General features: G+C 69.6%; 16 protein-coding genes. 5 read left to right on the plus strand and 11 right to left on the minus strand.

Annotated elements, in window-relative coordinates; all coding sequences use genetic code 11:
- Positions 1-42 precede the first annotated feature (42 nt).
- On the minus strand, positions 43-2,151 hold the full coding sequence (locus ABZ887_RS30710; RefSeq protein WP_361296339.1) for a transglycosylase domain-containing protein: 2,109 nt from the start codon (positions 2,149-2,151) through the stop codon (positions 43-45).
- Positions 2,152-2,785: 634 nt separating this feature from the next.
- Here ABZ887_RS30710 and ABZ887_RS30715 point away from each other — a divergent pair.
- Positions 2,786-3,010, plus strand: coding sequence for a zinc ribbon domain-containing protein (locus ABZ887_RS30715; RefSeq protein WP_361296126.1), 225 nt, complete (start codon positions 2,786-2,788; stop codon positions 3,008-3,010).
- Here the strand turns inward: ABZ887_RS30715 and ABZ887_RS30720 are convergent.
- The 3 genes from ABZ887_RS30720 to ABZ887_RS30730 are packed head-to-tail and all read right to left on the minus strand — an operon-like array spanning position 3,007 to position 7,627.
- Positions 3,007-3,819: an HAD family hydrolase gene (locus ABZ887_RS30720; RefSeq protein ID WP_361296129.1), complete on the minus strand. Its 813-nt coding sequence runs from the start codon at positions 3,817-3,819 to the stop codon at positions 3,007-3,009. The genes ABZ887_RS30715 and ABZ887_RS30720 overlap by 4 nt on opposite strands.
- Entirely contained in the window at positions 3,819-6,425 is a 2,607-nt protein-coding gene (locus tag ABZ887_RS30725) for a phosphoribosyltransferase (protein ID WP_361296132.1), read from the minus strand. Before ABZ887_RS30725 ends, ABZ887_RS30720 begins: the two co-directional genes overlap by 1 nt.
- Positions 6,426-6,454: 29 nt before the next feature.
- Complete coding sequence (locus ABZ887_RS30730) at positions 6,455-7,627, minus strand: HpcH/HpaI aldolase/citrate lyase family protein (protein WP_361296135.1); 1,173 nt, start codon at positions 7,625-7,627, stop codon at positions 6,455-6,457.
- A gap of 176 nt (positions 7,628-7,803) precedes the next feature.
- On the opposite strand from ABZ887_RS30730, the gene ABZ887_RS30735 reads away from it, so the two are divergent.
- On the plus strand, positions 7,804-8,568 hold the full coding sequence (locus tag ABZ887_RS30735) for a TerD family protein (protein ID WP_361296138.1): 765 nt from the start codon (positions 7,804-7,806) through the stop codon (positions 8,566-8,568).
- Positions 8,569-8,610: 42 nt separating this feature from the next.
- Here ABZ887_RS30735 and ABZ887_RS30740 read toward each other — a convergent pair whose 3' ends face one another.
- The 6 genes from ABZ887_RS30740 to ABZ887_RS30765 form a co-directional block, all read right to left on the minus strand.
- Positions 8,611-9,348, minus strand: coding sequence for a Tellurium resistance (locus ABZ887_RS30740; RefSeq protein ID WP_361296141.1), 738 nt, complete (start codon positions 9,346-9,348; stop codon positions 8,611-8,613).
- Positions 9,349-9,641: 293 nt separating this feature from the next.
- A complete protein-coding gene (locus ABZ887_RS30745) occupies positions 9,642-10,787 on the minus strand; it encodes a DUF475 domain-containing protein (RefSeq protein WP_361296144.1) in 1,146 nt (381 codons plus the stop codon).
- 129 nt (positions 10,788-10,916) lie between these two features.
- Complete coding sequence (locus tag ABZ887_RS30750; protein WP_361296147.1) at positions 10,917-11,492, minus strand: TerD family protein; 576 nt, start codon at positions 11,490-11,492, stop codon at positions 10,917-10,919.
- Positions 11,493-11,608: 116 nt separating this feature from the next.
- Positions 11,609-12,184: a TerD family protein gene (locus ABZ887_RS30755; RefSeq protein WP_361296150.1), complete on the minus strand. Its 576-nt coding sequence runs from the start codon at positions 12,182-12,184 to the stop codon at positions 11,609-11,611.
- Between the two features lie 180 nt (positions 12,185-12,364).
- Positions 12,365-12,823 (minus strand): peroxiredoxin, encoded by a 459-nt coding sequence (locus ABZ887_RS30760; protein WP_361296153.1) that lies wholly within the window; start codon positions 12,821-12,823, stop codon positions 12,365-12,367.
- 128 nt (positions 12,824-12,951) lie between these two features.
- Positions 12,952-13,389 (minus strand): DUF3052 domain-containing protein, encoded by a 438-nt coding sequence (locus ABZ887_RS30765; RefSeq protein WP_361296156.1) that lies wholly within the window; start codon positions 13,387-13,389, stop codon positions 12,952-12,954.
- Positions 13,390-13,823: 434 nt separating this feature from the next.
- Here ABZ887_RS30765 and aceE point away from each other — a divergent pair, with 434 nt between their 5' ends.
- Positions 13,824-16,571 carry a pyruvate dehydrogenase (acetyl-transferring), homodimeric type gene (gene aceE, locus ABZ887_RS30770; RefSeq protein ID WP_361296159.1) on the plus strand — a complete coding sequence of 916 codons (2,748 nt, stop codon included), beginning with the start codon at positions 13,824-13,826 and terminating at the stop codon, positions 16,569-16,571.
- 152 nt (positions 16,572-16,723) lie between these two features.
- Positions 16,724-17,536, plus strand: a complete 813-nt coding sequence (locus ABZ887_RS30775) for a potassium channel family protein (RefSeq protein ID WP_361296162.1) — start codon at positions 16,724-16,726, stop codon at positions 17,534-17,536.
- Positions 17,537-17,809: 273 nt separating this feature from the next.
- Here the strand turns inward: ABZ887_RS30775 and ABZ887_RS30780 are convergent, their stop codons facing one another.
- Positions 17,810-19,429: an MFS transporter gene (locus tag ABZ887_RS30780; protein ID WP_361296165.1), complete on the minus strand. Its 1,620-nt coding sequence runs from the start codon at positions 19,427-19,429 to the stop codon at positions 17,810-17,812.
- Positions 19,430-19,495: 66 nt separating this feature from the next.
- Between ABZ887_RS30780 and ABZ887_RS30785 the strand changes: the two genes are divergently transcribed.
- The gene (locus tag ABZ887_RS30785; RefSeq protein ID WP_361296168.1) at positions 19,496-20,122 is read left to right on the plus strand and encodes a TetR family transcriptional regulator; all 627 of its coding nucleotides are present in this window, start codon (positions 19,496-19,498) and stop codon (positions 20,120-20,122) included.
- Positions 20,123-20,210 lie beyond the last annotated feature (88 nt).

Genomic DNA, 20,210 nt, shown 5'->3' on the forward strand with positions numbered 1-20,210 from the left:
TTCTGCGGGTGGGTGGCGTGGGGAGCGTCGGGGCCTCGGGGGTCAGTCGAGGCCCATGGCCTGTGCCCAGACCGTGTAAGGGACGTTGTCGGTGCCGGATCCGGCGATTCCCTTGAGCGGGAGCGGCTCCAGGGACTTGTTCAGGTCGATGCGGTAGACGACGACCGACGTCGTCACTTTCGAGAGCGTGCCGGTGTACCAGGCGGCGGTGTCCTTGCCGTCGGCGTAGGTGCTGCCGGCCTTCCCGGCCGCCGCGTTGGTGAGCGCGGGGGTCGGATGGGCGAGGCGGAACGATTCGGTGAGTGCCTGTTCGACGTCCTCGGCCACGTCGTCGCGGACCGCGCGGGTCGGCCGGGAGGTGTCCATGACGACCCGGTGGCCGTTGCGGGTGATCTTGGAGACCGAGTACGGCTCCGTGTGGTCGCCGCCGGCGGCGAAGGTGGCGTATCCGCTCGCCATCCGGATCGCGCTCGGTGTGGAGCTGCCCATGGAGAGCGCGGGCACCTGGGGTCCCATGCTCTCGGAGAGCAGTCCGGAGGCCACCGCGGTGGAGCGCACCTTGTCGAGTCCGGTGTCCACGCCGAGTTGCATGAAGGGGGTGTTCACCGACTGGGCGAGGGCGTTGGCCAGGCTGATCGGCCCGTAGGACTTGTCGTCGTCGTTCTTGGCGTAGACCTTCTTGCCGCTGCGGTCCCAGTACGGTCCGTCGGGTGTGGTGACCGTGACCTTGTCGTCGCCGTCGTAGAGCGTCTCGGGCAGGACGTCGGTGGCGGCCCCGCCGCGTTCCTTGTGGATGCCGTTCTGGAGCCCGGCCGCGTAGACGAACGGCAGGAAGGCGCTGCCGGCCGGGACGGTGGTGGCGTTGGACTCGTTGTAGCCCTGGGTCCGGTGGTCGGGTCCGCCGTACACGGCGACGATCCGTCCGTCGGTGGCGACCGAGGCGGCGCCGTAGTGAGCGGCCGCGGCGTTCTTGGGGTCGCTCGCCTTGGCGTCCTTGCGGGCCTTGGTGACGGCCTTGGTGAGGGTGCCTTCCTTCTTCCGGTCGAAGGTGGTGTAGATCTGGTATCCGCCCAGGTCGAACTGTTTGTCCGAGATGTGGGCGGATTTCTTGGCGTACTGCTGGGCCAGTTCCACGAGGTAGTCGCTCTGACTGCCGGTGTCGTACACCTTGTTGGTCGCGATCGGTTCGGGGAACTTCGTGTACTTGGCCCGCTCGGCCGGCGACAGCTTGCCGATCTTGACCATCCGGTCCAGGATCCAGGACCAGCGTTCGACCGCCCGCTTGTGGTTGGCCTTGCTGAGCGTCGGGTCGTAGAGCCCGGCGCCCTTGAGCAGGGAGGCGAGCATGGCGGCCTGGCTGGCGTTCAGCTGGCCGACGTCCTTGCCGTAGTAGGCCTGGGCGGCGCGCTGGATGCCGTACGTCCCCCGGCCGAACCAGCTGGTGTTGAGGTAGCCCTCGAGGATCTGGTCCTTGCTCATCTTGTTGTCGAGCTTGAGGGAGATCATCGCCTCGGTGAATTTACGGCTTACCGTCTGGTTCTGCGTGAGATAGACGTTTTTCACGTATTGCTGGGTAATGGTCGAGCCGCCCTCGGTGTCCCCTTCGCCGACCGTGCGATAGAGGGCCCGGGCTATGCCTTTGACCGATATACCGGGGTCGGTGTAGAAACTCTCGTTCTCGGCCGCGAGCACCGCCCAGCGCACGTCCACGGGTATGTCCTTGAGCGGCATGTCCTGCCGCTGCACCCAGCCGGTCCGGGCCATCGGCGTCCCGTCGGACCAGAAGTAGACGTTGTCCTGCTGGGTGGCGTACGTGTTGAGGTTGCTGGGGATGTCCGTCGCCGCGTAGGCCACCACGAGGAACAGCCCGGTCAGCCCGATGCTCCCCAGCCAGGCCCCCAGCCACTGCCGCCAGGACGGCACCCAGCGCCGCCAGCCGGTCCGGCCGGGGCGCGGGTACATCGGCCGCAGCTTCCGCGCGTACGGCAGCAGGGGCTCGATGCGGGGCCCCACGAGAGCCCCGACCCGCTCCCGGACGCCGACGACACGCTCACGCGTGGAGGGCCGCGCGCTGCGCCGCCGCTCGGCACGGCCGCCCGAGGCCGCCGACTCCGGCTCCGGCCGGCGCTGTTCGGGCACCCGGATCTGCATCGTGACGTCCGCGCGCAGGGCGCCCACGTTCAAGTGCAGGGTCTCGTCGTGCACCGGCAGATCCTGCTTCTTCCCCCGCGCCCCCTCACGAGACGCCGGGGTGTCGCCCGCGCCGCGGCGCGCACCCTCTTTCTCCCCCGTCTGCGCGGCGTCGGTCTCGGCGGCCCGCAGGGCGTGCAGCTCCTTCCACAGAGCCTCCGCCTTGCGCCGCGCGGCCTCCTGCGCACGCTGAGCGTCGTCGCCCTTCTGCCACAGAGCATGCTCCGCGCGCAGGCCGTCGACGTTCAGATGCAGGGTCGCGTCCGGCTCGAACGGCTTCCGATCCCGGGATCGGGCCTGGTCACGGCCGCCCTCCGGGTCGCCCGTCCGCTCCGATGCGTCCGTCACGACTGCGTCTCCCCTCGCACTCGGTCTTGCGCGCGTGGTCGGACACGACGGGGGGGCAGGGCCGCGGTGGGCGCGGCGCTACGAGCCCCCCTCTTCCCCCGGTCTTTCGGCTCCTCGCGGCCAGCTCAAATTATCAGCGATCTTTTCAAAATCTCCGCACAAGTATCGGACAGAAAGGAACACTCATGAAATTCTGAGGTGAAGTGATGCCCATCACTCTCGCATCACTGCCGCTAGCCTGTCCCTCATGCCCCGCTACGAGTACCGCTGCCGCACCTGCGGCGACACATTCGAACTGTCCCGCCCCATGGCCGAGTCATCGGCTCCGGCAGCATGCCCGGAAGGGCATCAAGACACGGTAAAGCTCTTGTCGACGGTGGCGGTGGGCGGCTCGGCGTCCGCGCCCGCCCCCCGCTCCGGCGCCCCCGCCGCCTCCGGTGGCGGTTGTTGCGGCGGCGGCTGCTGCGGCTAACTCCCCTGCCGGACCGTCTTCAGGAATTCGCGCAGGATTCGCTCACCGGCGAGCACCCCTCGCTCGGGCAGCGCGGCGATGGCCGGCCCGGTCCACCCGGCGTCGGCCAACTCCCCGTGCCCCGGCCGCCAGCCGCGGTCCGCGGCCAGCAGGAGGTCGGCGTCGAGCAGCGAGTCCCCGGCGGCCACCGTCAGCTCGGCCCCGGTCCGGCGCGCGACCTCCCGCATGGCCGCGCTCTTCGTCAGCGGCTTCGGCACGGCGTAGATCTTCCGGCCCTGCAGCGACACCGTCCAGCCGCGGTTCTCCGCCCACACCGCGAGGCACTTCACCCACTCCTCGGGCAGCAGCTCCCGCTCGACGACCAGGTAGGCGAACAGGTCCTCGGCGACCCGGTGCTTGCGCAGCCACACCGGATCGGCGTGCTCCGCCAGATAGGCCCGCACCTCGTCCAGCGGGGCGCACTCGTCGGCCAGCCGCGCCAGCACCCGTCCGTGCCAGTCCGCGTCGGACACCCCGTCGACCAGCAGATGCCCGCCGTTGGCGCAGATGGCGTACTGCGGCGCGGGCCCCGGCAGGTTGATCCGCTCGTACTGCTTACGGGTCCGCGTCGTGGTCGGCACGAAGACGGCCGCGTCCCCCAGCTCGGTCAGCAGCTGCGCGGACGTCTCCGTCATGTACGACAGCGGCCTGCTCTCGTGCACCTCGACGCAGAGCAGCCGGGGCGCCCGCGCGTCCGGCATGGTCAGCGCCAGGGCACCCGCGGAGTAGATGAGCGTGCGGTCGAGGTCGCTCGCGACGAGCACCGCCATCAGACGTTCACCGCCCGGCCGTCGGCGCCGGTCGCCCCGCGCGTGTACTTCGGGTGGATCAGCCCCACGCAGGTGTACGGCAGCTCGCCGACCTCCTCCACCGGTACCCCTCTCTGCTCCGCAAGCAGCCGCACATGGTCGAGGTCGGGGCCCGCCCCGGCCCGCGCCAGGATCTTCCAGGGCACCCGGCGCAGCAGCACCCGGGTGGTCTCGCCGACGCCCGGCTTGACCAGGTTCACGTCGTGGATGCCGTACTCCTCGCTGATCCGCTCCACGGCCGCCCAGCCCTCCCAGGTCGGCGTGCGGTCGGCGACCGCCAGCTCCTTCACGGCCGCGTCCACGGGGTCGACCACCTCGGTGAACCGCGCCGCGACCGCGTCCAGGAAGGCCACCGACACGTCGGCCCCGGCCAGCTCGCGGTAGAACTTCGCGCCGTGGAAGTCGTCGGGGCCCACCAGGTCGGCGCGCAGCACGGTCCGCGAGATCAGCCCGGAGACGGTCGAGTTGAGGCAGGCGGAGGGGATCAGGAAGTCCTCCCGGGTGCCGTACGTCCGCACGCACGACCCGGGGTCCGCGAGCACCGCGATCTCCGGGTCGAACCCGGAGACGCCCGCCCGCTCCTCGAACTCCTCGACCGCGTCGGCCAGTTCCCGGGTGATGGCGCCCTTGCCCGTCCACCCGTCCACGAACACCACGTCCCGCGGGTCGTGGTGCGCGGCCAGCCAGCGCAGCGCGTTGGCGTCGATGCCGCGGCCGCGCACGATCGACACCGCGTAGTGCGGCAGGTCGAGGCCGTAGCGGAACTGCGCCCAGCGGCGCATCAGGACGCCCACCGGGGTGCCGGCCCGCGCCAGCGACACCAGCACCGGCCGCGGCGACCGCTCGGCCAGCACGGTCTCGGTGACGACCCCGACGGCCTGCGCGAGCCGCGTCGCGGAGGCCTCCAGAGCCGTGTGGAAGAGGGCCTGGTACCGCTCGCTCGGCTGGTACTCCACCGGCAGCGACTCGGCGTAGTGCGCGCCGCCGCTCTGGATCGCCTCCTCGCGCTCCTCGGTCGGCGCCTCCAGCGTGACGTCCGAGAGGTCCTGGAGCAGCCAGCCGACGTCCTCCGCCGGGTACGAGGAGAAGGCGGGGCCGCGGAGGGGCTCGGGCAGCATGGCGGGGCTCACTTCGGGTAGCGGGGGGACGTACGACGGTACAACCGCGAGCAGGACGTGCGGGGCATGCGCGCCGAGCCGGTCGAGGAGGCCGTCCGGGGCGTGCAGTTCGGGGGTGTCGCCGGCCGAGTCGACGAACAGGACGACGGCGTCGAAGCCGGCGCCCGCGACGTTGTACGCGTAGCGCTCGCCGGGGCCGTCGGCGGGGTTGTCGTGGGCCGGGAAGACGAGGCGGCTGCGGATGGCGTAGCCGGGGTCGTCGACGGCCAGGACGGGTGAGCGGGTGGTGGTCGAGTACCGCACCTCCGCGGTGACCAGGGCCTCCAGCTCGCGGGCGACCCTGAGGGGGGCGTACATCAGCTCCTCGAAGCCGAGCGTGAGCACGCGGCGGGCGTCGGCGGGGAGCGCTTCGGCGACCCGCGCGGCTATCAGGGGGAGGGCCGTTTCGAGGCGTATGCGGTGGGCCGGGGTGAAGCCGTGCCGTCCGCCGTCGGGGAGGCCGGGGGGCCAGTGCAGGTCGATGCGGGTGAGGTGGCTGCGGTGGGGGGTGGTCCGGTTGTCGCCCGGGTGCGGGCCGGTGGGGGCTTGTCGCGCCCGCGCGGCGGTAGCCGCAGATTCAACACAGCCCCGCGCCCCCAGGTGGGTGAGGGCAACGCCCTCAAGGGGCGCGGGGAACTGCGCGCTCAGCCCCGACGGCGCCGCACCCGCCCGCTCACCCCTCGCGGCACTCTCCTCGTACCGCGCCACCAGCTCCTGGCCCTTTTCCAGCACACCCTCGGGCAGCTTCACGGTCCCCGACGCCGCGGCCACCAGGTCCACCCTGGCGCCGATCTCACCGGCGAAATCCACCAGGCGCCCGGCGTCCTGCGGTGACCGCATGTCCACCAGCGCCACCACCACGTACCGCTGCCGCGGATAGCGGGCGTGCAGGTCGCGGATCGTGTTCAGGACCGTGTTGCCCGTGGAGAACTCGTCGTCGACCAGGACCAGGGGGCCGTCGCCGGCGAGCAGGGCCGGGTCCTCGGGGAGCAGCAGGTGGGACGTGGCGTGGGAGTGGGACTCCTCGAAGCCGCCGGCCGGGGTCACCCCGGGGACCGGGCGGCGGGTGGAGTGGAGATAGGGGGCGAGGCCGACCCCGTCCGCCACCGAGTGCCCGAGGCCCGTGGCCGTCTCGGCGTACCCCAGAACGACGGCCCGCCCGGCCTCCTCCTCACCGAGCAGGTCCCGCACCCGTCGGCCGAGGGCGAAGCCGTGCCCGTACACCACCGCCGGCGACTGCGGTACGTGCTTGCCGAGCACGTTGGAGACCAGGAGGTGGGCCCGTCTGGGGTTGCGGCGCAGGGCGAGGCCGAGGAGGGCCGTCAGACCGTCGTCGCCCACGAGTTCGACGCCGAGCCGCTCGGCGACCCAGCTGCCGGACCAGACCCCGTTGTTCGCTGCGATGTTCATACGATCCCTGTGTCGTCCCGTCGCGCCCGTCAACCCGGTATCCCGGCGGCGAGCAGCTCCACGAAGCCGACGTCCTCGTTGGCCACGCCGAACACCTCGGCGCGGAGCATGGTCCGCTCGGCCCAGGCGCGGTGCGGCTTCACCTCGTTCATCTTGTTCGTGTAGGCCGAGCGAAGTACACCCCCGCCGCCCCGTTCCGGCCGCAGGATGTCCTGGGCGTCGGAGAACTCCTCGTGACTGACGACGGACAGCGCGTGCACGGGGATGACGTGGGACGGGTGGATGCAGGTCTTGCCGAGCAGCCCGTTGGCCTGGTCGAGGGAGATCTCCCTCAGCAGGCCGTCCATGGCGTGCTCGATGAGCCGGTTGCGCAGTTCCACGGCCTGCTCCTCCAGGAAGGGGCTGGTCCGCAGCATCGGCTTGAACATGCGCTCGGGGACCCGGAAGTACTCCCACACCGGACCGGTCACCGTGAACCCGGTGCCGTCGGCCCGGCCCAGCATGTTCACCACGTCGGCGATGACGGAGGCGATGATCTGCACGTCGTAGGCGGTCATGTCGGGGGCCCGCCGCAGCCCGTAGGACGAGCAGAAGTCGGTGACCCCGAGGCGCAGCGCCAGCACCTTGTCGCGGTACTTGTCGACGGCGCGGGCGATGCCCTCCAGGGCGTCCACGCGCGTCTCCCGGTACATCAGCTCGGGAGTCTCCAGCACGGGCATGCCGAACAGCCGGCGGCCGCTGCGCAGCGTGGCGCCGTCCAGGGCCTGCAGGAAGGGGATGCCGCGCTCCTCGGTGAACTTCGGGAACACGAATCCGGACAGCAGCGACACGCTCGCGCCCAGCCGTCGCACCAGGTCGGGGATCTGCTCGGGCTCCCGCACCCGGATGAACAGCAGCGGCAGCTCCACGCCCGCCCGCTCCCGCTCGGCCAGGTCGGCGAACTGCCGCACGAGGTTCTCCTCGCCGGCCTCCACGTCCTCGTCGCCGATGGAGTCCTCCAGGCACAGCACCATCGAGACCACGCCGAGCCCCGCCTGTTTGACGATGTCGTCGGCGAGCCGCGGCCGGGTGGCCGGGCTGTACAGCGTGGCACCCAGGGCCGCGGAGAGCACGCGGGCCGGGGAGTCGGCGGTGAACTCGCACGGCTCCTGATGGAAGAGGCGCTGCCGCACCTCAGGTGCGATGTGCCCGAAATGACGCATAGAACTCCCCCGTGGCGTGGGCCGAGCCTGTGAAATTGGTAAAGGGTGGCCGGTAATAGTACGTACAAAGCCATGTCGAGGGTTCCCGCAGGGCATGAATTTCAGGTAACCCGCCTGTGTCGGTCGCGAGGCCCCCCGCGTTGTCGTGACCAGGACCGAGAGGGCAGGATGACCGCATGACGCACGCGATGCTGAAGGGGTCGAACGTCCCCGTGGAAGCCACCACGGTCCGGGCCGTGCTGCGCTGGACGCCCGGGCAGGGGGTTCCGGACGTCGACGCCTCGGCGCTGCTCCTCGGCCCCGACGGACGTGTGCGCTCCGACGAGGACTTTGTCTTCTACAACCAGCCCCGGCACCCCTCCGGGAAGGTCTGGCGGCTCGGCAAGAAGCGGGTGGCCGAGGGCCTCACCGACACGATCCAGACAGATCTCCCCGGTGTCGAGCCCAACGTCGGCCGAATCCTGCTGGTCGCATCGGCGGACGGCATCCCGTTCGAACACGTACCGGCCCTGCGCATCCTGCTGTACGACGCCGCATCGCCCGACGCCGAGGCCCTGGCCCATTTCGACATCAAGCCGGAGACCGGTGCCGAGACGGCCCTGATCTGCGGCGAGCTGTACCGCAGGGGCGAGGGCTGGAAGTTCCGCGCGCTGGGCGAGGGCTACAGCAACGGTCTCAAGGGCCTGGCCACGGACTTCGGCATCTCGGTGGACGAGTCGGAGCCGATGGAGGAGCCGTCGGCGTCCATGCCGCTCCCGCCCGAGCAGCCGACATCAGTGCCCACCCAGCCGACGTACGGCTACCCCCAGCCCGCGTACACCCAGCAACAGCCCCAGCAGTCGGGCTACGGCTACCCGCCGCCGGCCCCGATCCCGGTGGCGACGATCCCGAACTCGGACTTCAGGCTGCCTCCGCAGGGGCCGCAGTTCGTCGGGCGCTAGCTGGATGTTCTTGGGGGTTCTTGGGGGTTCTTGGGGGGCGAACTACTTCTCCACCTTCGTCTTGTAACCCCGCCCCCACTGCAGCCCCCACCCGTACAGCCGGTCCAGCTCCCCCTGGAAGCCGTACACGAACTTCACCTCACGCCGGACGACCAGCTCGCCCTTCACGTTCTCGATCATCACGACCGCGCAGGACCGGGCCTGCGGGTGCCGTTCGTCGAGGCCTATCTCGATGCGCGGCCCGTTGCTCGGGTACAGCGTGACGATCGCGTGGGTGCGGTCGAACGCCGGCGTCTGGTCGTAGATGTACACGAACACCAGCAGCCGCTTGATCTCGTCCCGGTGGTCCAGGTTGACGTACATCGTCTCGCCGGACGCCGACCCGAACCGGTCGTCGCCGCTGAGCTTGACGTACGGCGGTGCGTTCACGTCCCCGAGGAGGCCGCCGAGCGGCTGGACGACCCCCTTCGTCCCGTCGGCCAGCTCGTACAGCGCACCGAGGTCGAGGTCGACGTTGACCATGCTCTGCCCGTGTCCCATCACCTCCGGCGGCTTGAGCGCCTTGAAGGGGTGCCGCAGCAGGCTCGTGCGCTGTTCGCCGTCGAAGTCGGACGTGCGCATCCGCCAGGTGAGGTTGACCCGCAGGTTGCCGGTGGCCGCGCCCTGCTTGGTGAGGGACACCTGCTGGTGCCGCCTGGTGAGCTCGATGGAGTTGGACGCGGCGCTGCCAGAGTCGAACTCGGCCGCCCGCCCGCCCAGCAGCCCGTCGAAGAAACCCATTCCCGCCCCCACAGACTCCGGTCAACGTCTGAGGCCTTTCCGGCGCATCGTGCCGCAGACGCGGGGTGTGGCACGCACATCTGCCGCGTTGTCGTCGGTCGCCGACGCTCCGCGTCGACTCCCTCCTCCGCCTTGCAGCTGCACGCACCACACCCCGCTCACCGGCGCCGGTCAGAACCGTCGCTTTCCTGCGGCCCGATCCGCCGGAAAGGCCCAGGGCGGCCGACCGGGTCGGCCGCCCTGAACAGAGCGTTCCTCGTGCAGAAGGGTGTCACACCCTTCTTTTCGGTCGGTCAGACTCCGGACGAGACTTCAGCCTTCTCGTCCGATCCCGCTTTTCCCTCGGCCGCCTCCAGCCGCTGGTTGCGGCGGACGGAGGACCAGAACGACCAGCCGATCAGGACGACGCCGACCAGGCCGGTGATGACCTCGTTGATCTGGTACTGGATGGTGACCATGAGGATCACGGCCAGCGCGCCGATCGCGTAGTGGGCGCCGTGCTCCAGGTAGACGTAGTCGTCCAGGGTGCCCTGCCGGACCAGGTACACGGTGAGCGAGCGGACGTACATCGCGCCGATGCCGAGGCCGAGGGCCATGAGGACGATGTCGTTGGTGATGGCGAAGGCGCCGATCACGCCGTCGAAGGAGAACGACGCGTCCAGGACCTCCAGGTAGAGGAACATGAAGAACGCGGCCTGGCCGGCCAGCAGGACCGGGGATTTCTTCTTGCCGGTGCGTTCGGCCTCTTCCTCCTCCTCGTGCTCGCGTTCCTCCTCGGCTTCGAGGCGGTCCTCGAAGAAGCCGGAGAGGCCGCCGACGATCATGTAGGTGATGAGGCCGGCGATGCCGGCGATCAGGACCGTCTGCGCCTTGTCGGTGTGGCCGCCGCCGTGCTGGTGGGCGTGGGTGGCGAAGGTGAAGGAGGTGATCAGCAGGACGATCAGGGCGATGCAGACCGCCAGCATGTCGACCTTGCCGAGCTTGGCGAGGGGGCGCTCGATCCAGCGCAGCCACTGGATGTCCCGGTCCTCGAAGATGAAGTCGAGGAAGATCATCAGCAGGAACATGCCACCGAAGGCCGCGATCGCCGGGTGGGCGTCGGTGACCAGTTCCTGGTAGCGGTCCTTGTTGTTGAGCGCGAGGTCGACGGCCTCGATGGGGCCCATCTTGGCGGTGACCGCGACGATGACGACGGGGAAGACCAGCCGCATGCCGAAGACCGCGATGAGCACGCCCACCGTGAGGAAGATCTTCTGCCAGAAGGCGTTCATCTTCTTCAGGATTCCGGCGTTGACGACCGCGTTGTCGAACGACAGGGAGATTTCGAGGACGGCGAGGATGGCCACGATGCCGAAGGCCTCCCAGCCCCCGTAGAAGACCGCGGCGACCAGGCCGAGCGCGGTGATCGCGAACGACCAGCCGAAGGTTTTCAGAAGCACTGGCTACCCAATCGTGTGTGTACGGGTCTCGCTCGCGCCGTACCCGGCTTTACCTACTGTTGACCACGAAGTGTAGAGGGCGTCGGTGTCCTGCGGCCCGGGCGGCCCCCACATCCGGCTGTAAAGGTCCTATGAGACGTTCACGCCGAAGTCGAGTGCGATGCCGCGCAGCCCGGACGCGTAGCCCTGGCCGACGGCCCGGAACTTCCACTCGTTCTGGTAGCGGTAGAGCTCGCCGAAGATCATGGCGGTCTCGGTGGAGGCGTCCTCGGACAGGTCGTAGCGGGCGAGTTCCTGGCCGTCGGCCTGGTTGACGACCCGGATGAAGGCGTTGGAGACCTGGCCGAAGGTCTGGCCGCGCTCGTCGGCCATGTGGATCGAGACCGGGAACACGATCTTGTCGCAGTTGGCCGGCACCTTGGGCAGGTCGACCAGAATCGATTCGTCGTCGCCCTCGCCCTCACCGGTGAGGTTGTCACCGGTGTGCTCCACGGAGCCTTCCGGGCTCTTGAGCTGGTTGTAGAAGACGAACCACTCGTCGCCGAGGACCCGCCCGCCCTGGCACAGCAGGGCGCTGGCGTCCAGGTCGAAGGGGGCGCCGGTGGTGGAGCGGGCGTCCCAGCCGAGTCCGATCATGACGTTGGTGAGGTTCGGTGCGGCCTTCGAGAGGGAGACATTGCCCCCCTTGGCGAGCGTGACGCCCATGTGCTGGTCCTCCCCTAGCGGTGGTTCTCCGGTTGTCCTGCGCGTCCGGCGCCGACCGTAAACGGTGCGACGCCGGACAGTGCGGACTTTCGAACGCCCCGGGGCGTTCGCACGGCTCAGACGTTGACGCCGAAGTCCTGGGCGATGCCGCGCAGGCCGGAGGCGTAGCCCTGGCCGATGGCGCGGAACTTCCACTCCGCGCCGTTGCGGTACAGCTCGCCGAAGACCATCGCGGTCTCGGTCGAGGCGTCCTCGGACAGGTCGTAGCGGGCGATCTCGGCGCCGCCGGCCTGGTTGACCACGCGGATGAACGCGTTGCGGACCTGGCCGAAGGACTGCTGGCGGTTGTCGGCGTCGTAGATCGACACCGGGAACACGATCTTGTCGACGTCGGCGGGGACCGTGGCCAGGTTGACCTTGATCACCTCGTCGTCGCCCTCGCCCTCACCGGTGAGGTTGTCGCCGGTGTGCTCCACCGAGCCCTCGGGGCTCTTGAGGTTGTTGAAGAAGACGAAGTTCTGGTCGCTGGCGACCTTGCCCGCCGTGTTCAGCAGCAGTGCGCTGGCGTCCAGGTCGAAGTCGGTGCCGGTGGTGGTCCGGACGTCCCAGCCCAGACCGACGAGGACCGCGGTCAGGCCGGGGGCCTCCTTCGTCAGCGATACGTTGCCGCCCTTGCTGAGGCTGACTCCCACGAGTCCTCCCATGTGTGGTCCAGGGGCCGGGAGCCCCCGTCGTGCTTCGGATACCGGATCAACGACTCGATCCTAGTGACGGGTTCCCGCCGCACGCAGGCCCTGGACCCCGAAGAATCACGGGGTGTCGGCCGGATCTCCCCCTAGGGGATCCGAAGGCGGGGGTTTGAAGGCGGGGGTTTACAGGGCGTCGAGCGCCGTCACGTACTCGTCGAGGTCCCGGGCGTCGGGCAGTGCGTTGACCACGGTCCACCGCACGACGCCCTCCTTGTCGATGACGAAGGTGCCGCGGACGGCGCAGCCCTTGGCCTCGTCGAAGACGCCGTAGGCGCGCGAGGTCTCGCCGTGCGGCCAGAAGTCGCTCAGCAGCGGGTACTCCAGGCCCTCCTGCTCGGCGAAGACGCGCAGGGTGTGGATGGAGTCGTTGGAGACGGCCAGCAGCTGGGTGTCGCGGTCCTCGAACTTCGGCAGGTTGTCGCGCAGCTCGCACAGCTCGCCGGTGCACACCCCCGTGAAGGCGAACGGGTAGAAGAGCAGCACCACGTTCTTCTCGCCGCGGAAGTCGGACAGCTTCACGGTCCGGCCGTGGTTGTCCTTGAGCTCGAAGTCGGGTGCCTTGTCGCCGACCTGGATCGCCATCGTCCTGCATCCCATCGTCAGGGGCTGTTCGGGTGAGGACACCCTATGCGGCGAAAACGGCGATCACTGCGGACCGGCGGACGGACCCGGGCAGGTCCGTCCGCCGGCGAGGCTCGGTCGACGGGGGCTCAGCGCTTCTTGGCGGCGCCCTTCGGCGTGTTCAGCCGGCTGCCGTTCCAGTCCTTGCCCACGCTGACGCTCTTGGTCTGCGAGAGGCCGGCGGTGGTCACCGCGTCACCGATGTCGCTCGGCTCGATGTAGCCGTCGCGGCCGGTCTTCGGTGTCAGCAGCAGGATCGCGCCACCCTCTTCGAGGTAGCTGAGGGCGTCGACCAGCGCGTCCGTCAGGTCGCCGTCATCCTCGCGGAACCAGAGCACCACGGCGTCGGCCACGTCGTCGTAGTCCTCGTCCATCAGCTCGCTGCCGATGGTCTCTTCGATGGACTCGCGGAGCTCCTGGTCGACGTCGTCGTCGAAGCCGATCTCCTGGACCACCTGGTCTGGCTGGAACCCCAGCCTGACGGCAGGGGTGGTCCGCTCCTCCGCGTGGTCCGCGGTCGCGCTCACGGGTTGCCTCCTGATCATGTCTTGGTGATGAACTCAGCCACGCGCGTGCGCGAAGCATTGGCCGTAGTCCACACGGGCGGGACGGATCGCGCAAGTACCCGGCCGTTCAGACCGCCGAAACGGTGACGATCCCGACCGTGTCGCCGCAACTCCCGGCACCGTATCGCGGACGCCTGTGACACACACCACTCCCTTTTGCCCGCTATGCACCTATCGCAATCATCTTCACATGCGAGCGTCGAACGAGTTTGCCAAGCGCGTCACACCCTGGGCGTATCGTTGCGTTTTGGCCGGTCCCGAGTTACCTCACGGTAGAGATGACGTGCGCTGCCCCGGGGTGGACGATGGACAGCGGCGCAGGCCAAGCGCAGGAAAACCGAGAAAAGCGGAAAAAAAACAGGGAATCAGTGGCCCTCTGACAGGTAAGGAACAGCGTGGCTTCCGGATCCGATCGCAACCCGATCATCATTGGCGGCCTTCCGAGTCAGGTTCCTGACTTCGATCCCGAGGAAACCCAGGAGTGGCTCGACTCGCTCGACGCCGCGGTGGACGAGCGCGGCCGGGAACGGGCCCGCTATCTGATGCTCCGCCTGATCGAGCGCGCCCGCGAGCGGCGCGTGGCGGTGCCCGAGATGCGCAGCACGGACTACGTCAACACGATCCCGACCCGGGCCGAGCCGTTCTTCCCGGGCAACGAGGAGATCGAGCGCAAGGTCCTGAACGCGACCCGCTGGAACGCCGCGGTGATGGTCTCCCGCGCCCAGCGCCCGGGCATCGGCGTCGGCGGCCACATCGCCACCTTCGCGTCCTCGGCGTCCCTCTACGACGTGGGCTTCAACCACTTCTTCCACGGCAAGGACGACGGCCACGGCGGCGACCAGGTCTTCTTCCAGGGCCACGCCTCCCCCGGCATCTACGCGCGCGCGTTCCTGCTCGACCGGCTCAGCGAGGCCCAGCTGGACGGCTTCCGCCAGGAGAAGTCGAAGTACCCGGACGGCCTCTCCAGCTACCCGCACCCGCGCTCGATGCCGGACTTCTGGGAGTTCCCGACGGTGTCGATGGGCCTCGGCCCGATCGGCGCGATCTACCAGGCGCGGATGAACCGCTACATGCACGCGCGCGGGATCGCCGACACCGCCAAGTCGCACGTCTGGGCGTTCCTCGGCGACGGCGAGATGGACGAGCCGGAGTCGCTCGGCCAGCTGTCCATCGCCGCCCGCGAGGGTCTGGACAACCTGACCTTCGTCGTCAACTGCAACCTCCAGCGGCTCGACGGCCCGGTGCGCGGCAACGGCAAGATCATCCAGGAGCTGGAGTCCGTCTTCCGGGGCGCCGGCTGGAACGTGATCAAGCTGGTCTGGGACCGCACCTGGGACCCGCTGCTCGCCCAGGACCGCGACGGCGTCCTGGTCAACAGGATGAACACGACCCCCGACGGTCAGTTCCAGACCTACGCCACCGAGTCCGGCGGGTACATCCGCGACCACTTCTTCGGCGACGACCAGCGGCTGCGCGCCATGGTCGAGCACATGACCGACGACCAGATCCTGCACCTGGGCCGCGGCGGACACGACCACCGCAAGATCTACGCGGCGTTCAAGGCGGCCACCGAGCACCGGGGCCAGCCGACGGTCATCCTGGCCAAGACGATCAAGGGCTGGACGCTGGGCCCGAACTTCGAGGGCCGCAACGCCACGCACCAGATGAAGAAGCTGACGGTCGCCGACCTCAAGGGCTTCCGGGACCGTCTGCACCTGCCGATCTCCGACAAGGAGCTGGAGTCCGGCCTGCCGCCGTACTACCACCCGGGCCGGAACTCGGAGGAGATCCAGTACATGCACGACCGCCGCAAGGGCCTCGGCGGTTACGTCCCGACCCGCGTCGTGCGCTCCAAGCCGCTCGCACTGCCGGACGACAAGACGTACGCGACCGTGAAGAAGGGCACGGGTCAGCAGTCGATCGCGACCACGATGGCCTTCGTCCGCCTCCTCAAGGACCTCATGCGGGACAAGGAGCTCGGCCGCCGCTTCGTGCTGATCGCGCCGGACGAGTACCGCACCTTCGGCATGGACTCGTTCTTCCCGAGTGCGAAGATCTACAACCCGCTCGGCCAGCAGTACGAGGCCGTCGACCGCGACCTCCTCCTCGCCTACAAGGAGTCCCCGACCGGCCAGATGCTGCACGACGGCATCTCGGAGGCGGGCTGCACGGCCTCGCTCATCGCGGCCGGCTCCGCCTACGCGACGCACGGCGAGCCGCTCATCCCGGTCTACGTCTTCTACTCGATGTTCGGCTTCCAGCGCACCGGCGACCAGTTCTGGCAGATGGCCGACCAGCTGTCGCGCGGTTTCGTCCTGGGCGCCACCGCCGGCCGTACCACCCTGACCGGCGAGGGCCTCCAGCACGCCGACGGCCACTCCCAGCTGCTGGCCTCGACGAACCCGGCCTGCGTCGCCTACGACCCGGCGTACGCGTACGAGATCGCGCACATCGTCCAGGACGGCCTGCGCCGCATGTACGGCGGCGACGCGGAGCACCCGCACGGCGAGGACGTCTTCTACTACCTGACCGTCTACAACGAGCCGATCCAGCACCCGGCCGAGCCGGCCGACGTGGACGTCGAGGGCATCCTCAAGGGCGTCCACCGGATCAGCGCGGGCACGGCGGGCACGGTCGCCGCGCAGATCATGGCGTCGGGCGTGGCGGTCCCCTGGGCGATCGAGGCCCAGAAGATCCTCGCCGCGGACTGGAACGTCAAGGCCGACGTCTGGTCCGCCACCTCCTGGAACGAGCTGCGGCGCGAGGCCGTGGCCTGCGAGCAGCACAACCTGCTGCATCCGGAGGAGGAGCAGCGGACGCCGTGGGTGACGCAGAAGCTGAGCGGCGCCGAGGGTCCGTTCGTGGCGGTGTCCGACTGGATGCGCTCGGTGCCGGACCAGATCGCGCGCTGGGTGCCGGGCACGTACCAGTCGCTGGGCGCCGACGGGTTCGGCTTCGCCGACACGCGGGGCGCGGCGCGGCGCTTCTTCCACATCGACGCGCAGTCGATCGTGGTCGCGGTGCTGACCGAACTGGCCCGTGAGGGCAAGCTCGACCGCTCGGTGCTCAAGCAGGCCATCGACCGCTACCAGCTGCTGGACGTCTCGGCGGCGCACCCGGGCGTGGCGGGCGGCGACGCGTAACCGCTGCGCTCGGCTTCGGCCGGGCAGGTGGTGGGGAGCTGCGGGCCCGGTGGGGGCCGGTCGCGCAGTTCCTCCCCCAGCCTCCGGCCGGGGGTACCCCCAGCGCCCCTACGGGGCGCTTTCGGGGCGCCGATGATGCCTACGATGCCCACATGGAACGACAGTCGGCACAGGCCCGTTGGGAGCAGGTCAGTCAACGGCCGTTGCTGGCACTCGCGGTGGCCTTCGCCGTCGCCTACGCCCTGCCGATCGTGGACCGTTCGGCCGGGCACGTCCTCACCTCCGTGTGCACGGTGGCGGAGTGGGTGGTGTGGGGTTCCTTCGCCGTGGACTACCTCATACGGCTGGCTCTCGCGCCCCGCCGCCGGGAGTTCGTGCGGACGCACTGGATAGACCTGTGCGCGGTGGTGCTGCCGATACTCCAGCCGCTGCGGCTGCTGCGGCTCGTCGCGACGCTGATGCTGGTGGGGCGGCGGGCGCGGATGGCCTCGCAGATCCGGCTGACGACGTATGTCGTGGGCGCGGTGGTCGGGCTGCTGATGTTCGGTTCGCTGGCCGTGCTGTCGGTGGAACGCGACTCGCCGAACGGGAACATCCGGACACTGGGTGACGCGCTGTGGTGGTCGTTCACGACGATGACGACGGTGGGGTACGGGGACCACGCGCCGACGACGGGACTGGGCCGGATGATCGCGGTGGGCCTGATGCTCTCCGGGATCGCCCTGCTGGGTGTGGTGACGGCGAACATCGCGACGTGGTTCATCGCACGGTTCGAGAAGGACGACGTGGAGGAGCGGCGGCAGACGGAGGCGATCGGGATGCTGACCGAGGAAGTGCGGGCGCTCCGGGCCGAGGTCGCCGCCCTGCGCGAGGGGGTGGCAGCGGGGGGCGGGGTACGCTCACCGGCGCTTGCCGGGTGCCGCTGCGCCCACCCGTGCCGCCTGGGGGTCCCCCCAGGCTTTTAGGGCTCTGGGGGAGGCACGACTGCCCGCAGCTAGGACGCGCCCTGTAAGGGGCGCGGGGCTGCATCAATATGCGGCTCCGCCGCGTGGGCGCGACCAGCCCCCACCGGCCCGCAGCCGGGCGCGCTGCCCCCCTCCAGCAGCGCGCCGCAGCCTGGACAAGCCCTCCGGATATGCCCTGCGGAGGACGTCACCCACTGTGACCTGCGGCGCGTGCCGAGGGCGAGGAATCTTTAGCGGAGTCACCCTGATAGGTGAACTCCGCCTGATTCGGCATCAGATGTGGCCCACGCCCGCGCCGCCCTCCGCGTTCTCGCCGCGCTTGGTGAGCAGCGCGACCAGGATCGCCACCGCCGCCACACCCGCCGCGACGAGCGAGGCGAGGCTCATGCCGGAGATGAACGTGTCGTGGGCGACGTCGGTGATCTTCGCGGCGATCTCCGCGGGCGTCCCCTTGGCGACCGGTGCGACACCGACCTGGACGGCTTCCGAGGCCTGCGCCAGCTGCGCGTCGGTCAGCTTCGGCAGCCCCGCGGCGGCCCAGTTGCCCGCCAGGTCGCCGTCGACCTTGGAGGCCATCACGGCGCCGAGGACGGCCGTACCGAGGCTGCCGCCGATCTGCATCGCGGCCTGCTGGAGACCGCCGGCGACCCCGGAGAGCTCCATCGGGGCGTTGCCGACGATGACCTCCGTGGCGCCGACCATGACCGGGGCGAGGCCGAGGCCGAGCAGGGCGAACCAGAGGGACATGAGCGCGCTGCCGGTGTCCGCCTTCAGCGTGGACATGCCGTACATGGCGATCGTGGTCGCCGCCATGCCGCCGGCCAGCGGGATGCGCGGGCCGAGCTTGGTGATCGCGGCGCCGGCCAGCGGGGAGCCGACGATCATCATGCCGGTGAGCGGGAGGAGGTGGAGACCGGCGTCGACCGGGTCCATGCCGTGCACGTTCTGGAGGTAGAACGTCACGAAGAACAGGCCGCCCATGAAGGCGATGGCCATCAGGACCATGAGCACGACGCCCGCCGAGAGCGGGACGGAGCGGAACAGGCCCAGCGGGATGAGCGGCTCCTTGACCTTCGTCTCCCAGAAGGAGAAGAGGGCGAAGCCGAGGACCGACGCGGCGATGAAGGTCCAGGTCCTGCCGTCGCCCCAGCCCCAGCTCGGCGCCTTGATGAGCGCCCAGACCAGGCAGAACATCGCGCCGGAGAGCAGGCCGATGCCGGGCAGGTCGAAGGAGCGGGGGGCGTTGTCGGCGCGGTGGTCGCGCAGGATCAGCACGCCGAGGGCGAGGGCGCTCAGGCCGACCGGCACGTTGATGAAGAACACCGACTGCCAGCTGACGTGCTGCACCAGCACACCGCCGAGGATCGGGCCGCCCGCGGTGGAGGCGCCGATGACCATGCCCCAGATGCCGATCGCCATGTTGAGCTTCTCGGCCGGGAAGGTGGCCCGCAGCAGGCCGAGCGCGGCCGGCATCAGCAGCGCGCCGAACAGACCCTGGAAGACGCGGAAGGTGACGACCAGGCCGATGCTGTCGGAGAGGCCGATGGCCCCGGAGGCGGCGGCGAAGCCGACGACGCCGATCAGGAAGGTCTGCCGGTGGCCGAAGCGGTCGCCGAGCTTGCCCGCGGTGATCAGGGAGACCGCGAGGGACAGGAAGTAGCCGTTGGTGATCCACTGCACCTGGGCGAAGGTGGCGCCGAGGTCCTTCTGGATCGCGGGGTTGGCGATGGCCACGATGGTGCCGTCGAGGGCGACCATCATGACCCCGACGGCGACGGTTATCAGGGTGAGCCAGGGGTGGCCGCGCAGGCCGGTGGCCGACGGCTGCTCCGGCAGTGCCGCCGGCGCCCTGTCCCCCGACCCCGTCGTGTCGATCGTGGTCTGACTAGTCATGTGTGCGAGGCTAGTGACAGCCACTGACAGTTGACAAACAAATTCACTAGTCAGTAACTGTCAGGCATGGAAACGCTGCGCGAACGCAAGAAGCAACGCACCCGGGACGCGCTGCTGCGCTCCGCGCTCGAACTGTTCGCGACCCGGGGCTACGAGCACACCACAGTCGACGAGATCGCCGAGTCCGTCGACGTCTCGCAGCGCACCTTCTTCCGCTACTTCGCCAGCAAGGAGGACGTGGCCTTCTTCGTGCCGCGGCTCACCGAGGCGCACTACGTCGAGGCGGTGCGCCGGCGCCCGCCCGAGGAGACCCCGCTGGAGGCGCTGCGCCGGTCCGTCATGGACAGCTGGGACACCATCGAGGAGGCCATCGAGCGGTACGTCCCGGTCGAGCTGTTCCTGCGCACGTACAAGATGATCGAGGCGACCCCCGCCCTGTTCGCCGCCCATCTGCGGCGGCAGGCGGAGACGGAGGAGGAGATCGCGCGGATCGTCGCCGAGCGCGAGGGCCTCGACCCGGACACCGACCCCCGGCCCCGGCTCGTGGTCGCCGTGTTCGGCGCGGTCATCCGGGTCACCGAGCGGCACTGGTCGGTCGGCGAGGACTTCAGCGTCACGGCCATGCGCGAACTCACCGCGTCGTACCTCGATCAGGTGGGACCGGCACTCGCCGGGAACTGGCGCGCGGGCTGAACCCGTCCGTATCTCCGTCCACACGGGCCTGAGACAGGCCTCACGTTTGCCGAAACGTGATAACTGTCACTCCGTTACCGCGAGACCC

Source organism: Streptomyces sp. NPDC047061, assembly GCF_040643955.1.
GTDB lineage: Bacteria > Actinomycetota > Actinomycetes > Streptomycetales > Streptomycetaceae > Streptomyces.

Coding starts and splice junctions, on each gene's coding strand:
- ABZ887_RS30735 (WP_361296138.1), top strand. CDS start 7,804: ATGACGCACGCGATGCTGAAGGGGTCGAACGTCCCCGTGGAAGCCACC.
- ABZ887_RS30730 (WP_361296135.1), bottom strand. CDS start 7,627: ATGCGTCATTTCGGGCACATCGCACCTGAGGTGCGGCAGCGCCTCTTC.
- ABZ887_RS30720 (WP_361296129.1), bottom strand. CDS start 3,819: ATGGCGGTGCTCGTCGCGAGCGACCTCGACCGCACGCTCATCTACTCC.
- ABZ887_RS30785 (WP_361296168.1), top strand. CDS start 19,496: ATGGAAACGCTGCGCGAACGCAAGAAGCAACGCACCCGGGACGCGCTG.
- ABZ887_RS30740 (WP_361296141.1), bottom strand. CDS start 9,348: ATGGGTTTCTTCGACGGGCTGCTGGGCGGGCGGGCGGCCGAGTTCGAC.
- ABZ887_RS30725 (WP_361296132.1), bottom strand. CDS start 6,425: ATGAACATCGCAGCGAACAACGGGGTCTGGTCCGGCAGCTGGGTCGCC.
- ABZ887_RS30760 (WP_361296153.1), bottom strand. CDS start 12,823: ATGGCGATCCAGGTCGGCGACAAGGCACCCGACTTCGAGCTCAAGGAC.
- ABZ887_RS30750 (WP_361296147.1), bottom strand. CDS start 11,492: ATGGGCGTCACGCTCGCCAAGGGGGGCAATGTCTCCCTCTCGAAGGCC.
- ABZ887_RS30715 (WP_361296126.1), top strand. CDS start 2,786: ATGCCCCGCTACGAGTACCGCTGCCGCACCTGCGGCGACACATTCGAA.
- ABZ887_RS30780 (WP_361296165.1), bottom strand. CDS start 19,429: ATGACTAGTCAGACCACGATCGACACGACGGGGTCGGGGGACAGGGCG.
- ABZ887_RS30710 (WP_361296339.1), bottom strand. CDS start 2,151: ATGCAGATCCGGGTGCCCGAACAGCGCCGGCCGGAGCCGGAGTCGGCG.
- ABZ887_RS30775 (WP_361296162.1), top strand. CDS start 16,724: ATGGAACGACAGTCGGCACAGGCCCGTTGGGAGCAGGTCAGTCAACGG.